The sequence below is a fragment of the Rhizobium sp. 11_C7_N12_5 genome, assembly GCF_051811145.1.
GTDB classification, from domain to species: domain Bacteria; phylum Pseudomonadota; class Alphaproteobacteria; order Rhizobiales; family Rhizobiaceae; genus Rhizobium; species Rhizobium lusitanum.
In genome coordinates this window covers 1,299,497-1,313,191 of the sequence record NZ_JBPWPY010000002.1, presented here as the reverse complement: position 1 = coordinate 1,313,191, position 13,695 = coordinate 1,299,497, and the positions used below count along the sequence as shown (strand labels likewise).

Here is a 13,695-nt window from a genome sequence, read left to right as displayed (position 1 = left end):
GCATCGCTTCTTGCGGTACCGACTCTGTTCGCGGATAGGCGCTCCTCGCATTGCTCTCGCCCAGCTCACTTTCGTAAGCCCTCCTCGGTGCAGCTGGGGAATTGACAGCGCCCATTTTATATGAAAAAAATTACAATACCAGAAAAATATTACGACATGTGTGATATCTCTGTGGTATAATGTGGATGTTTATAAACAGGCGCTGTTGCATGATGGTCGGGCGATATGATTTGTGGACTCGAGGGCGAGGTTCTCTTGGCCCGGGATGGTCCGCTTTTCGGTGCTGAAAATAGCCGTGGTGCAAGCGGCTTGGAGCAGACCCTCAGGCTCTGGGTCGATCGGGGAGGAATGAACGTGCTTTTTGTCGATGCGAACGTCTCAGTTGCGGGGCAGGTTGTGGCGGAGCCGGCGCACAATGCCTAGGAGCGACGGGATCATTATCGGGATCGATGCCGGAACCTCCGTTCTCAAGGCCGTTGCCTTTGAATTATCAGGCAGGCAGATCGCTTCAGCTTCGGCGCGAAATCGATATCAGACAGGCGAAGGCGGCTCGGTCACGCAGTCGCTCGGCCAGACGTGGTCGGACTGCGTCAGCGCGCTGCTTGGCCTTAGCGATAAGGTGTCGGATCTCGCCTCCCGCGCGGTTGCCATTGCCGTTACGGGGCAGGGGGATGGAACCTGGCTTGTCGGTGCCGGCAACGCCCCGGTTGACGATGCCTGGCTCTGGCTCGACGCCCGGGCTGCATCGACCGTCACGCGCCTGAGCGCTGAGGCGAACAACCGTGCGCGTTTCGAGGCGACCGGCACGGGTCTCAATACCTGCCAGCAGGGTGCGCAGCTCGCCCATATGGATCGCTTCATGCCGGAGCTGCTCGATCGGGCTGAAACGGCGCTGCATTGCAAGGACTGGCTCTATCTCAACCTGACTGGCGTGCGTGCGACCGATCCGTCGGAAGCAAGCTTCACCTTCGGCAATTTTCGCAGCCGCCAGTACGATCCCGTTGTTATCGACGCGCTCGGCCTTGGCCGCCGCCGCTCGCTTCTTCCAGAAATCATCGAGGGCACCGAAATCAGCCATCCCCTGACCGCCGAAGCGGCCAAGGCCGTGGGGTTGCTCGCGGGAACGCCGGTCTGCCTCGGATATGTGGATATGGTCATGACCGCGCTCGGCGCCGGCGTGCGCACCGGCGGCCAGAATGCTGCCTGCTCGACGATCGGCTCGACGGGCGTGCACATGCGCGCGAAGGCTGTGCCGGACGTCCATCTCAATGACGAGGGTACCGGTTACGTCATCGCCCTGCCGATCCCCGGGATCGTGACGCAGGTTCAGACAAATATGGGCGCGACGATCAATATCGACTGGATCCTGCGGATCGCGGCGGATCTGATGTCCGATGGTGACCGGCAGGTCTCCTATTCGGACCTTATTCCGCGCATCGATACCTGGTTTGCCGAAAGCCGCCCGACGAACCTTCTCTATCATCCCTACATTTCGGAGGCGGGAGAACGGGGCCCCTTTGTCAACGCGCATGCCCGCGCCGGGTTCACCGGGCTTTCCACGCGTCACGGCTTTGCCGACATGCTGCGCGCCGTGGTCGAAGGGCTCGGCATGGCGACGCGCGATTGCTATGCGGCCATGGGAGATATGCCGTCGGAATTGCGCATCACCGGGGGCGCCGCCCGCTCGCGCGCCTTACGCAGCTCCCTGTCTGCCGCCGTCAAGGCGCCAGTGCGGATTTCGGATCGCGAAGAGGCGGGTGCTGCCGGGGTGGCGATGATGGCGGCCGTTGCTATCGGCGCCTATCCGGACATGGACAGCTGTATCGCCGAATGGGTGACGCCTTTGCTTGGCGAAGCCGAGGCACCGAATGTCGAGGACGCCGAGCGCTACGACCGGCTGTTCGACGCCTACAAGGATATACGAGAAGCGATCGCGCCCACCTGGGACAAGCTTGCACAGCACTAGCCCGACATGGAGCTGAGGCGCCCTTGAAATTTGATTTGATGATGCCCGAGGCATCCGAAGGAGCATGACATGACTGAACCCGAAATCTTGGATCTCTTTGTGATCGGCGGCGGCATCAATGGTGCCGGCATTGCCCGCGACGCAGCCGGCCGGGGTCTTTCGGTCATGATGTGCGAGAAAGGCGATCTGGCGGAGGGAACATCCTCACGGTCCGGCAAGCTGGTGCATGGCGGTCTGCGCTATCTCGAATACTACGAATTCCGTCTGGTGCGCGAAGCGCTGATCGAACGCGAAGTGCTCCTGAATTCGGCAAGCCACATTATCTGGCCGATGCGCTTCGTGCTGCCGCATAGCCCAACGGATCGTCCCGCGTGGCTCGTTCGCCTCGGTCTTTTCCTTTACGATCATCTCGGTGGCCGCAAGAGGCTGCCGGGCACGCGCTCGCTCGATCTGCATCGCGATCCCGAGGGCGCACCTATCCTCGACCAGTATTCCAAGGGGTTCGAATATTCCGACTGTTGGGTTGATGACGCACGCCTTGTCGTCCTCAATGCACTCGATGCGGCCTCCAAGGGCGCGCAGATCCTGACGCGCACGGCCTGCATCAGCGCCCGTCGCGATAAGGGTGGCTGGATTGTCCAGATGCGCGACCAGCGCTCCGGTGAAGTGCGCACGGTGCGCGCCAAGGTTCTGGTGAATGCATCAGGCCCATGGGTCAACGACATCATCAACCGTGTTGCCGGCTCCAACAGCCGCCGCAGCGTCCGCCTCGTCAAGGGCAGCCATATCATCGTTCCGAAGTTCTGGAGCGGGCAGCAGGCCTATCTGGTGCAGAACCACGACAAGCGTGTGATCTTCATCAACCCCTACGAAGGCGACAAGGCGCTGATCGGCACGACCGACATTCCCTATGAGGGCAAGCCGGAAGAGGTGAAGGCCGACGAGACGGAAATCGACTATCTGATCGCCGCCGTAAACCGCTACTTCAAGGAAAAGCTGCGTCGTTCCGATGTGATCGAAAGCTTCTCCGGCGTCCGGCCGCTGTTCGACGACGGCAAGGGCAATCCTTCGGCCGTAACACGCGACTATGTCTTCGATCTCGACGAGACCGGCGGCGCGCCGCTTCTCAACGTCTTCGGCGGCAAGATCACGACGTTCCGCAAGCTCTCGGAGCACGCCATGCAGAAGCTTGCCAAGTTCTTCCCCAAGATGGGCAGCGACTGGACGCGTGACGCCAAGCTTCCGGGCGGCGATATCCCGAATGCCGATTATGTCGCTTTCGCCGATTCCCTACGTTCGGCCTATCCCTGGATGCCGCGCGCCCTCGTGAACCATTACGGCCATCTCTATGGTGCACGCACCAAGCAGATCGTCGGGGGTGCTACGTCTCTTGCCGGGCTCGGACGCCATTTCGGCGGCAATCTCTATGAGGCGGAAGCTCGTTACCTGGCGGCTTCGGAATGGGCGCAGAAGGCGGAAGATGTGCTCATGCGCCGCACCAAGGAAGGGCTGCGCATGACAGCCGAGGAAAAGGCGGATTTCTCCGCCTGGTTCGATGCCGAACTGGCGCTGGCCGCCTGAACCATTCGATCATTGCCGGGAACCGATATCCATGCCCTTGACCCTTTCACTCAACACCAACCCGCTGGTAAACCGCTTCGCCGAGCCGGCCGACCTGATCGAAACGGTCGCGCGCGACCTGCGCATCCGAGATCTGCAGCTGACGCATGAGTTCATCAATCCCAGCTGGCAAGCCCCCGTCATCCGCCGGCTGACGCGCGATATGCAGGCCGCGTTGAAGCGCACCGGCGTTCGCGTGACCTCGGGCATGACCGGTCCATACGGTCGCCTCAACCATTTCGGCCATCCGGACAAGGATGTCCGGCGCTACTATGTCGATTGGTTCAAGACCTTTGCCGACATCACCGCCGATCTCGGCGGCCATTCCGTCGGCACGCAATTCTCGATCTTCACCTACAAGGATTACGACGATCTCGTCCGGCGCGAGGACCTGATCAAGATCGCGATCGATTGCTGGGGTGAGGTCGCGGAGCATGCCCACGCGGCCGGCCTTTCCTATGTATTCTGGGAGCCGATGAGCATCGGCCGCGAATTCGGCGAGACCATCGAGGCATCTCTTGCGCTGCAAGACCGCTTGACGAAGGCGCGGCTTGCCGTGCCGATGTGGATGATGGCCGATATCGATCATGGCGATGTCACCTCGGCCAATCCCGACGACTATGATCCCTATGCCTGGGCGCGCGCCATCCCCAAGGTTTCTCCGATCATCCATATCAAGCAGAGCCTGATGGACAAGGGCGGCCACCGGCCCTTTACTGCGGAGTTCAACGCCAAGGGTCGCATCCAGCCGGCGCCCTTGCTTGAGGCTTTTTCAGAAGGTGGTGCCAAGGACAACGAGATCTGCCTGGAGCTGTCGTTCAAGGAGCGTGAGCCCAACGATCGCCAGGTTATCTCGCAGATTGCCGAAAGCGTCGCCTTCTGGGCACCTCATATCGACACGGGCGTTGGCGACTTGCATATCTAGCCGTGGAAACAGCTGAATCTTGATTCTGCAGCCAAATCAGCCACGAGGCGATGTTAGAGGCGTTAAATCGAGATCGGAAAACGAACAGGCGGACCTATATGCGTGATGAAGTAGGGAGGAGCGGCCGATGACCGATGCCGACGCTTCGCTGGCCGTGCGGGCGGCCTGGCTGCACTATGCCGGAGGATTGACGCAGTCCGAGGTAGCCAAGCGTCTCGGCGTGCCCTCGGTCAAGGCGCATCGACTGATCGCGCGGGCGGTTGCCGATGGCGTGGTGAAAGTGACTATCGATGGCGATATCGTCGAATGTGTCGAGCTTGAAACGAAGATCGCTGCACGTTTTGATCTGCAATATTGCGAGGTTACCCCCGATCTCGGCGAGGAGGGGTTCGCGTTCCGCGCTCTGGGCCAGGCCGGCGCCGGCTTCCTGCGACGTGAAATCGAGAGCGGCAACAACAAGGTCATTGGCCTCGGCCATGGGCGCACGCTCTCGTCCGCGGTTCACCACATGTCTCGCGTCAGCGCCAAGGATCTGCGCTTCGTCTCGCTGCTCGGTGGATTGACCAGAAACTATGCCGCCAACCCCTATGACGTGATGCATCGCATCGCCGAAAAGACCGGCATGCAGGCACATGTGATGCCGGTGCCGTTTTTCGCCAACACGCGCGAGGATCGGGATGTGCTGTTGGCCCAGCGCGGCGTCAAGGAAGTGTTCGACCTGGCAAACGGCGCCGAGCTGAAGCTCGTCGGCTTGGGCACGGTCGATACCAATGCACAACTCGTGCTCTCGGGCATGGTGGAGCCGCACGAGATCAAGGAGGTCACGGCTGCCGGCGGTGTCGGCGAAATTCTCGGTCATTTCTTCGATGCGGACGGCAATATTCTCGAGACGACGTTGACGGCGCGCACGCTGTCGGCATCGCTGCCGCGTTCGAAGAAAGAGCGGTTGGTGGCGCTTTCGGGCGGCCTGCCCAAAGTCGAGGCCATCCGGGCGGTTCTGAAGAGCCGCTGTCTATTCGGTCTGATCACCGATGAGAGGACAGCACAGGCGCTATTGAAGGATTAGGGCTGGATCGCGTCGAGCGAAACACAAGATTGCATCAACATAACAGAAAAAATGTTGAATTGTGAGATTTTGCTGTTATATTCTATTTGGTTCCATCCGAGTGAAAGCTGGAGTGCAAGGTGAAGCGGGAAGAGCGCCAGCAATCGATCATCAATCTGCTCGTCGAGCAGAAGACGGTCGATCTCGACGATCTGGCTGATCGCTTCACCGTGTCCAAGATGACCATTCATCGCGATCTCGATGATCTCGAGCAGTCAGGCGTGCTGCGCAAGGTTCGCGGTGGTGCGACGATCGATGCCGGCACCCAGTTCGAAAGCGATTTCCGTTTCCGCGAGCGCCAGGGGCACGAAGAAAAGCTCAGCATGGCGCGCTGCGCGCTCGATCTGGTCGAGCCCGGCATGACCGTTATGGTCAATGACGGATCGATGGCGGCCGTCCTCGGCGAGATGCTGCTGCAGAAGCGGCCATTGACGCTGATAACCAACAATGCCGCGATCATAGACCGCCTGAAGAGCGAAAGCGGCATCACGCTGATCGCGCTCGGCGGCATCTATTCCGCGAAATTCAATGCCTTTCTGGGCGTTGTCACCGAGGAGGCGCTGTCGCGGCTGAGAGCCGACATCGCGTTCCTGTCGACACCTGCCATATCAGGCAGGCTTGCCTACCACATGGACGATAATGTCGTGCGCACGAAACGGGCCATGATCGCTTCGGCCGCCAAGACCTGCCTGCTCGTCAGCCATCAGCGCATGGGGCATACGGCTCTGCATGTGATGGCCGATCTTGCTGATTTCGACGCCGTGATCACCGATCGCGCTCCCGATGGCGCGATTCTCGAGCAGTTCCGCCGAGACGGCATCACCCTCACCATTGCTTCTACCCAGGATATGACATGACAGATACGCCTCGCTATTGGATCGGCACGAGCTGGAAAATGAACAAGACGCTGGCTGAGGCGCGCGCCTTTGCCGAAGCCTTGCGTGCCGCCGATGCGCTGAGAGATCCGCGCATCCAGCGCTTCGTCATCCCGCCATTCACTGCCGTGCGCGAGGTCAAGGCAATCCTGTCTGACAGTTCCGTCAAGGTCGGCGCCCAGAACATGCATTGGGCCGACCAGGGCGCCTGGACGGGAGAGATTTCACCGCTGATGCTGAGGGATTGCGATCTCGACATCGTCGAGCTCGGCCATTCCGAACGCCGTGAGCATTTCGGTGAAACCAATGAGACCGTGGGCTTGAAGACCGAGGCGGCCGTCCGCCACGGACTGATCCCGCTCATATGCATCGGCGAGACGCTGAGCGATCGCGAAAGCGGTCGCGCGACGGAGATCTTGAGCGAGCAGGTGGTCGGCGCGCTTTCGAAGCTTGCGGCCTCGCAGAAGCAGGCTCAGATCCTGCTGGCCTACGAACCAGTCTGGGCGATCGGCGAAAGGGGAATTCCCGCCGAACCTTCCTATGCCGACGCACGCCAGGCCGAGATTATCGCCGTCGCGCAGAACGTGCTCGGCCGAAAAATTCCATGCCTCTACGGCGGATCGGTCAATCCGCAAAATTGTGACGAACTCATATCCTGCCCGAACGTAGACGGGCTTTTCATCGGGCGCTCCGCCTGGAACGTCGAAGGCTATCTCGACATCCTCGCCAAGTGCGCCGCCAAACTCTGAGGAGACTACAATGAAGCTTGCAATTGCTGGAGACAGCGCCGGCGAGGGCCTGGCCAAGGTTCTCGCCGATCATCTGAAGGACCGTTATGAGGTGAGCGAAGTGTCGCGCACGCAGGACGGCCCGGATGACTTCTATGCCAATCTCGCCGACCGCGTCGCTTCCGGCGTCCTCGACGGCACCTACGACAAGGCAATCCTCGTCTGCGGCACCGGCATCGGCGTCAGCATTTCCGCCAACAAGGTGCCGGGCATCCGCGCGGCCCTGACCCACGATACCTATTCGGCGGAACGCGCCGCGCTGTCGAACAACGCCCAGATCATCACCATGGGCGCCCGCGTCATCGGCACTGAACTGGCCAAGGCCATCGCCGACGCTTTCCTGGCCCAGACCTTCGACGAGAAGGGACGGTCAGCCGGAAACGTGAATGCCATCAACGAGGTCGATGCGAAGTACAACGCTCGCTAAGACCTGTCTCCCAAGACGCAGCGAGCCCGGCTGATCCCTCTCGATCGGCCGGGCTTGTCTGTATTTGGCGGCAAGGTGACCGGGCGGTTATCTTGCGCGGCGGCCTGCCAGCCATTGCTTGAACTCGACATTGGTGTCCGTCTGGATGGCGCCGACGCCGGCCTCGACGAGCGCGCCCCATACACTTTGCGGATCCTTGACGGCGCGGCTGTCGTTGAAATCGAGATTATGGGCGACGTCGAGCGTGTTGACCCACATCCGGATGTTTTGACGCTCCAATTCCTCGCGGCCAGCCGCAAGATCGGCGATATCGGTGAATTTCACCTCGACCATCGGCGCGCGTAGCGGCTCGATCAGCCGCAGATCTTCGGCGAACTTGCCGGGCCTGGCTCGGAACATCGGCATATATGGGATGGAGCCGAACCAATCGGCATCGAGTATCGGGAAGTTGCCGCTCTCTGGCTCGACATCGGACTTGATGATGACGTGACCTTCTGCACCTAGCCGCCGCACCGTGGCGATCACCAGCGGCAGTTCGCGTAGAAATTTCGTGTCGATATTGACGAAGACGCGCCCACGCGCCTCCTCGAGTGCTTCCTCCAGTGTCGGCACATGCTCGTCGGTCAGTGGCGCCGACTCGCCGCCTGCGCCTGCGCGAAGGCGTGCATCGCGCACCGTCGCGAAGTCGGTTGCGCCGACGACGCCCTTGCCGGATGTGGTGCGGTCAAGCGTTCTGTCGTGGATGACGACAAGCGTGCCGTCCGCGGTTGCCTGGGTATCGATTTCGACAAATTCGACGCCCAGTTCCGCGGCAGCGCGGATTGCCGCTAACGAGTTTTCCGGCGCTGCCGTCCATAGGCCGCGATGGGCAATGGTGAGAATATCCGGGTTTTCGCGCGAGAGAGCCGAGTAAATGTCGGCAAGGCGAGGCGAGGGCGAGGCGGCAGTCTGACTGGGCATCAAGATGACTTTCCGGTCCTGATCGGTTTCAATGACGATATCGCATCCCTGCTTTTCAGATGAAGAATGCATGCGCAGATGGTTTGATCGTCTATTAATACGCATAAAGTGTAGTATTTGTGACAGAGCCTGTTAAAGGTCTCATGGGGCGATGCGGTCGGATTGCGAGAGGGCATGCGAGGGCTAAGCCGGGGGCAGAAGGATGAGTATATATCTATGGCTGCGTCTGAAGGATCTCCGTCGGCGAGCGAGAACGAACGCCTCATCCTCGATATCGTTCGCCGGCATGAGCCGATCGCACGCGCGACGATAACGGCACATACCAATCTGACCCAGCAATCGGTGCATCGCCTGGTCGAGACGCTGCTGACGCGGGGGCTGCTGTGTACCGGTGCACCGCTCAAGGGCATGCGCGGCCAGCCAAGCCCGACGATCCAGCTGGTGAGGCATGCAGTCTATTCCGTCGGCATTTCCGTCAATACCGACGCCGTAACCCTGTCTCTCGCCGATTTTGGCTGCAACATCATCGCGCAGCAGACGTTGGAGATGGTCCCGAGCGATCGCCGGGCAACGCTTGCAGCACTCTCGCGAACGCTTCAATCCATTCTGAAGGAGCATGCCGTGTCGCGCGATCGTCTTATCGGGCTTGGCTTTGCCATGTCGGGCTTCTTCGTTTCGGACAATCGCGCTTTCAACGCTCCGGAACCCCTAAGGGACTGGTCGCTATTCGACCTGCGACCCGAATTGGAGGAGATCTTCGAGCTGCCCGTTTGGCTGGAGAACAATGCCACGACAGGCGCTATCGGCGAAAGCCTGCGCGGCGTCGGACTGTGGTGTCCCACCTTCGCTTACCTCTCCTTCAATTACGGCTTTGGCGGAGGTCTCGTGCTGGAGGGCAAGCCCTATCTGGGCTTTCACGGCAATGCGGGGGAATTCAGTGTCATCTACACGCCCGAAGAGTCAACTCGACGCCCGGCCTTGCAATATCTGATCGCTGCCTTGCGCAAGAATGGCATCAGCATCGTCTCGGTCGAAGAACTGCGACAAAACTTCGATCCGACCTGGCCGGGCGTTGAGGATTGGCTCGCGGAGACCATGCCGGCGCTCGATCGATCGATCGCGACGTTGATTGGCGTGGTCGATCCGCAGGCCATCGTCTTTGGCGGGCAATTGCCGGCGGAACTCGGACGGATGATGATATCTCGCCTGAACATGCCCTCCGGGCGTCGCCATCGTTACGGCGTCGCGCCAGGGGAGGCGCGGCTGGTCCTCAGCGAGACGAAGGGGGATGCCGCCGCCATTGGTGCAGCGCTCCTGCCTTTGAAGTTCCGCTACTTTTTGTAACACAGCCGCTTTAATCGGTGCGTATTTGGATGCGCAGTTTGGCTTCGACCCACCACGAAAATGTGAAGGGGCGGGCGTAGCCAACTGCTCGAAGTTTGCCTCGGCTCCGAGAGACAACCGGATTTCGTTCCGCCGCATCATCGGTTCGGCGCATTGTCGGAAGGCATTGATAATTCACCGTCAGGGTTTTCTGGACGACCGCAATTGACGCGCAATTTGTCATGCGTTTCAACGAGCCCAATCTTGCCGACGAACATGAGCGGCTCACGCACGGATATGCTCATGCTGGCCGCGTCGAGCAAGGTCTTGCATCGACGCATGATTGATCCGGATTTTCTAGAAAACGCGGCGCTTAAATCTGCGCAAGTGCTGATGGTCGCCGCCGCAATTTTGCGGACGGCTGTGCGGATCTCAGCATCGCGGGGCCCCGGATGCGGAAGGTATTCCCCAGCATCGGCTTCCTCGACATCTGTTATGTTCTGGCAAACTTCCCTGCCTCCGAGTCGGATATCAAGCTGTGCCGCTTCAGCTGGCAGGGATGGAAGCGGCATGATTGGCAAAATGAGCGCGCATGGGTCGAGGAGAAGATTGCGAGAGGTCATATCGCCTTGGTTGCTTAAAGCGCGCGACGCAGGCCGGTCGTAGATGTTGGCATATCTGCGCTAGCCGCTATTGCGTGAGCAGCCCGCGCAACTCCGGTAGCTTGTCATTGACCAGCCAACCGTAATAGTTCTCCTCCGGCAGCTTCTTGCCGCCGGCAGCATCGGCTGCCTGCCGCAAGGCAAGCGCTCGGCGCCGCGGCTGCCCGACATTATAGAGTGTGGCGGTCAGACCGGGATTGTCGGTAATGTCGAAACCCTGGGCCTTATAGACATCGATCGCGTCCCTGACGATCGCTGCGATATAGATGACGCTGCGGTCGGGATCCATGATGTCGCGATAGATTGCCTGCGGATCGTCGGCGGACAGTCTCGGCAAGCCACTGGTCGCATGCACGAGGTCGGTGACTTCGAGTGCGGTCAGCGGACTGATCTGGCCAAGACCAAAGGTCTGGCCCGCAAAGAAGGGCTGGAAGAAAGCACGCTGGAACGTCATGTTTTCATAGGTGATGCCGTCGATGACCTTGCCACGAAAACTTTTGTCCCAGGTTTCGTCGCGGCATTCCCACAATTCGGCGCTGCCGGTGAAGGCGTCGCAATGGGTGAATTCCGGCTTTTTCAGAAAGGATTGAACGCTTACGTCCTTGTAGCCGAACTTGAAGTCGGCCTGGGAATAGGCGAGGGCCTTGACGTAATAGGACTTCACCCTGTTGACGATCGTGATGTTGTACGTGTGTTCGCCGACCAGCGCGCCGACGATGTGGATGGGGTCGATCTGATAGGTTTGCGCGGCCTTCTTGATCGAGGCCATCAGCTCTTTATCCTCGCGAAGCACGCCGACGATCTTTTGGTACTTCTCCTCGTAGGTCGTATCGAAAGCCTTCGCTCGCAACGCTGATGTGTTGGGTATCGGCGGCTGTACGCTGTTGCGATTGCCTGGGGGCACCCGCACCAATTCGTGCCCGAGGCAGGCGCCTGCGAGGGTCAAAATAACAAGAAGGCTAAGCGCAGGGGTTTTCGACAGGCTTGTTCGCATTCGCAATGGCTTTCTATATCGGCTCTAACACATCAATTTTGATTGAGATGGACCCTACCCGGCGCCGATGAAGCGAGCTTGAAGAAGTGCACTCCGCACCGGGGTATCTCAGTCCGAGACAGTTCGAGGATAGACGTTGACGTTTGTCTTCAGCATAATTACATTTCCGGAGCTGCCGCGTACAAGCCGCAGACGCTGATGGACCGGAAATGCCACGAATTTTGACGATCGTCTTTCGGTGCATCTGGGCGTTTGCCCTAACTGCGATCGCCATAGGCTTCGGTGCGATGTATGGTTGGGAAAAGCATGGTCTGGTTGCGGCCATCGCGCTTGGGTTTGTTGGTCTCGTGGTCAGTTGGCCCTTCGCCTATTCACCCGCAGCGTTCTTTGAATTGTCGTGCCAATTATTATGCGAATTGCTGATGAGCCTAATTTGATGATCCTCGGTCGTGATGCTGTCGGCACGATGCCGCTTTATCCGTCACCAATCCTAAGTTGCCAGCTTGGAACTATGCGATTTCAAACGCTCTGCAATCTGTTCTCGAGCCGCTGCGAACTCGCCGCTGTGGTCATACGAGCGACACGAGTGCGATAGACACCCAAAAATGGCGATATTAACGAAAGAGAGAAGCCAGCCGCCGGAGCGGCTGCGTTAGCCGCCAGGAAGTACTTGCTCGGATAGCCTCGAGCATTCGGAGGTTCCTCTCGAACGAGAACACCTCTTCGACATAGCCGACACGAAGCCAATAAGGGCATCGTGATCGAAGACTTGACGGGTAAAGCGACTGGCACAACTTTATCGTCTTGAAAAGGTTTGCCTCATGGTTGATCGATATGAAGGTCTCGCAATTTGCGCTAATCCAGGCGAGATACTCCGTTGCCGTCTTTTCTCCCATTTCTGTCAGGGAATCGACATTGAGCACGACATCGACTTGCCCAACTGAATGAAGCTCAGACGGCGGCAATAGAGCGATCCTGCCATTTTTCGGCGTCGTGTCGCCGAGCAGCCAGATAGCATCATCGCCTAAAACAGAAGCAAGGAAGAGCGCCTGCCCAACGATCGTCATGGGCAGATCGATGATCGTGTATTTCAACCCCAAGCGATTCCCGAAGTATGCGGTTCTCCCCATCCCGCCGCCAATCTCCAGACAGCTTTCAGCAGCATATCTGCGGACAAGAATAGACTGATATACCGCCTGAATCGCGCGGTAGGAAATCAGACCTTTTGACGTTGCAATGCCGAACTCACCGGCGAAAGGATTCGGAAAAGAAATTTTTCCTCCGAAGATGCCATCGACAATCTCAATAGCCTCCTCAACCGATTTAATCTCCGGCTTGGTATCGTAGGCATAACGCCCCCCGCCGTGAGGGTTGGAAAGATCGACTTCTCCTAGAGCAACCAACAAATTGTCGATCTCGGCCTTCGTGCCGTCGTATGCACCTTTCCAACCATCGCCTATCGCATCCATCACATCTTTGGCCAGATTATCGACGCCATAATAGAGGTTCGTAGATTGCGGATCCGAGAGCAGATCCATAAGCAACCGGTCATCATCCGACATAAGCGCCTGATGGATTTCAGTTTGTTTGGCACCGATCATCGACCAGATGGCCGAATCTTCAGGTGTAGACGATCGGCTTAATGCCAGCCTATAAGAGTTTTTGATGCGGGAAATGAGAGAAGGGTTCGGCCTCATGCCGAACTCTACTTGCGCCAGTTTTGCGATTGAAATACCTTCCACGTCGTTCCCCCTCCGGTTGTCTTTGTGAACGATTAGCATCAGCTAATGCGAATGTCGATTCCGGAAGTTCGCCCGATCGCCGTAGGTCGCGATACTTTTCTTTATATAGCTAGCAGTTGAGGCCTCGTCCTTTGCTGGATCGTATCCATCCGAGCAGGGCCTCAGGATTTTGGCGCCGCGTGTGGTAAGGTGGGTTCATGAAGATCGATGAGGACAAGATCGACGATGCCGTTTTGGCGCTATTATGGTTGACAAACAGCGCTTACATCACAGCAGAGCCAGTGCTGGAAAACAGGGTGAATTCCTGA

13 protein-coding genes are annotated in these 13,695 nt (G+C 58.9%); 9 read left to right on the top strand and 4 right to left on the bottom strand.

All coding sequences use genetic code 11. From position 1 onward, the window contains the following. The first annotated feature begins 415 nt into the window (after positions 1 to 415). The 7 genes from AB8B29_RS25185 (at position 416) to derI (ending at position 7,706) form a co-directional block, all read left to right on the top strand. Entirely contained in the window at positions 416 to 1,966 is a 1,551-nt protein-coding gene (locus AB8B29_RS25185; protein WP_439006775.1) for an FGGY-family carbohydrate kinase, read from the top strand. A 69-nt stretch (positions 1,967 to 2,035) separates the two neighbouring features. Next, positions 2,036 to 3,547, top strand: coding sequence for a glycerol-3-phosphate dehydrogenase (locus tag AB8B29_RS25180; RefSeq protein WP_439006774.1), 1,512 nt, complete (start codon positions 2,036 to 2,038; stop codon positions 3,545 to 3,547). A 31-nt stretch (positions 3,548 to 3,578) separates the two neighbouring features. Then, entirely contained in the window at positions 3,579 to 4,511 is a 933-nt protein-coding gene (locus AB8B29_RS25175) for a TIM barrel protein (protein WP_439006773.1), read from the top strand. Positions 4,512 to 4,638: 127 nt separating this feature from the next. Next, positions 4,639 to 5,577, top strand: a complete 939-nt coding sequence (locus AB8B29_RS25170) for a sugar-binding transcriptional regulator (RefSeq protein WP_047561472.1) — start codon at positions 4,639 to 4,641, stop codon at positions 5,575 to 5,577. 119 nt (positions 5,578 to 5,696) lie between these two features. Continuing rightward, positions 5,697 to 6,473 carry a DeoR/GlpR family DNA-binding transcription regulator gene (locus AB8B29_RS25165; protein WP_037201241.1) on the top strand — a complete coding sequence of 259 codons (777 nt, stop codon included), beginning with the start codon at positions 5,697 to 5,699 and terminating at the stop codon, positions 6,471 to 6,473. Continuing rightward, positions 6,470 to 7,240 carry a triose-phosphate isomerase gene (locus AB8B29_RS25160; RefSeq protein WP_037201240.1) on the top strand — a complete coding sequence of 257 codons (771 nt, stop codon included), beginning with the start codon at positions 6,470 to 6,472 and terminating at the stop codon, positions 7,238 to 7,240. Before AB8B29_RS25165 ends, AB8B29_RS25160 begins: the two co-directional genes overlap by 4 nt. 10 nt (positions 7,241 to 7,250) lie before the next feature. Further along, positions 7,251 to 7,706 carry a D-erythrulose-4-phosphate isomerase gene (gene derI, locus AB8B29_RS25155; RefSeq protein ID WP_037199693.1) on the top strand — a complete coding sequence of 152 codons (456 nt, stop codon included), beginning with the start codon at positions 7,251 to 7,253 and terminating at the stop codon, positions 7,704 to 7,706. Positions 7,707 to 7,793: 87 nt separating this feature from the next. On the opposite strand, the gene AB8B29_RS25150 is transcribed toward derI, so the two are convergent. Next, positions 7,794 to 8,666 (bottom strand): glycerophosphodiester phosphodiesterase family protein, encoded by an 873-nt coding sequence (locus AB8B29_RS25150; protein WP_037199728.1) that lies wholly within the window; start codon positions 8,664 to 8,666, stop codon positions 7,794 to 7,796. Positions 8,667 to 8,882: 216 nt separating this feature from the next. Between AB8B29_RS25150 and AB8B29_RS25145 the strand changes: the two genes are divergently transcribed. Continuing rightward, entirely contained in the window at positions 8,883 to 10,010 is a 1,128-nt protein-coding gene (locus AB8B29_RS25145) for an ROK family protein (protein WP_037199687.1), read from the top strand. A 137-nt stretch (positions 10,011 to 10,147) separates the two neighbouring features. On the opposite strand, the gene AB8B29_RS25140 is transcribed toward AB8B29_RS25145, so the two are convergent. Beyond that, positions 10,148 to 10,612 carry a hypothetical protein gene (locus AB8B29_RS25140; protein WP_174157327.1) on the bottom strand — a complete coding sequence of 155 codons (465 nt, stop codon included), beginning with the start codon at positions 10,610 to 10,612 and terminating at the stop codon, positions 10,148 to 10,150. 67 nt (positions 10,613 to 10,679) lie between these two features. Further along, positions 10,680 to 11,645 (bottom strand): DUF1402 family protein, encoded by a 966-nt coding sequence (locus AB8B29_RS25135; RefSeq protein WP_037199685.1) that lies wholly within the window; start codon positions 11,643 to 11,645, stop codon positions 10,680 to 10,682. A 221-nt stretch (positions 11,646 to 11,866) separates the two neighbouring features. On the opposite strand from AB8B29_RS25135, the gene AB8B29_RS25130 reads away from it, so the two are divergent. Then, positions 11,867 to 12,082 carry a hypothetical protein gene (locus AB8B29_RS25130; protein ID WP_051964093.1) on the top strand — a complete coding sequence of 72 codons (216 nt, stop codon included), beginning with the start codon at positions 11,867 to 11,869 and terminating at the stop codon, positions 12,080 to 12,082. Positions 12,083 to 12,259: 177 nt separating this feature from the next. Here AB8B29_RS25130 and AB8B29_RS25125 read toward each other — a convergent pair whose 3' ends face one another. Further along, on the bottom strand, positions 12,260 to 13,387 hold the full coding sequence (locus tag AB8B29_RS25125; protein ID WP_197072844.1) for a putative sugar O-methyltransferase: 1,128 nt from the start codon (positions 13,385 to 13,387) through the stop codon (positions 12,260 to 12,262). Between the last annotated feature and the right edge of the window lie 308 nt (positions 13,388 to 13,695).

Coding starts and splice junctions, on each gene's coding strand:
- AB8B29_RS25185 (WP_439006775.1), top strand. CDS start 416: ATGCCTAGGAGCGACGGGATCATTATCGGGATCGATGCCGGAACCTCC.
- AB8B29_RS25180 (WP_439006774.1), top strand. CDS start 2,036: ATGACTGAACCCGAAATCTTGGATCTCTTTGTGATCGGCGGCGGCATC.
- AB8B29_RS25175 (WP_439006773.1), top strand. CDS start 3,579: ATGCCCTTGACCCTTTCACTCAACACCAACCCGCTGGTAAACCGCTTC.
- AB8B29_RS25170 (WP_047561472.1), top strand. CDS start 4,639: ATGACCGATGCCGACGCTTCGCTGGCCGTGCGGGCGGCCTGGCTGCAC.
- AB8B29_RS25160 (WP_037201240.1), top strand. CDS start 6,470: ATGACAGATACGCCTCGCTATTGGATCGGCACGAGCTGGAAAATGAAC.
- derI (WP_037199693.1), top strand. CDS start 7,251: ATGAAGCTTGCAATTGCTGGAGACAGCGCCGGCGAGGGCCTGGCCAAG.
- AB8B29_RS25150 (WP_037199728.1), bottom strand. CDS start 8,666: ATGCCCAGTCAGACTGCCGCCTCGCCCTCGCCTCGCCTTGCCGACATT.
- AB8B29_RS25145 (WP_037199687.1), top strand. CDS start 8,883: ATGGCTGCGTCTGAAGGATCTCCGTCGGCGAGCGAGAACGAACGCCTC.
- AB8B29_RS25140 (WP_174157327.1), bottom strand. CDS start 10,612: ATGACCTCTCGCAATCTTCTCCTCGACCCATGCGCGCTCATTTTGCCA.
- AB8B29_RS25135 (WP_037199685.1), bottom strand. CDS start 11,645: ATGCGAACAAGCCTGTCGAAAACCCCTGCGCTTAGCCTTCTTGTTATT.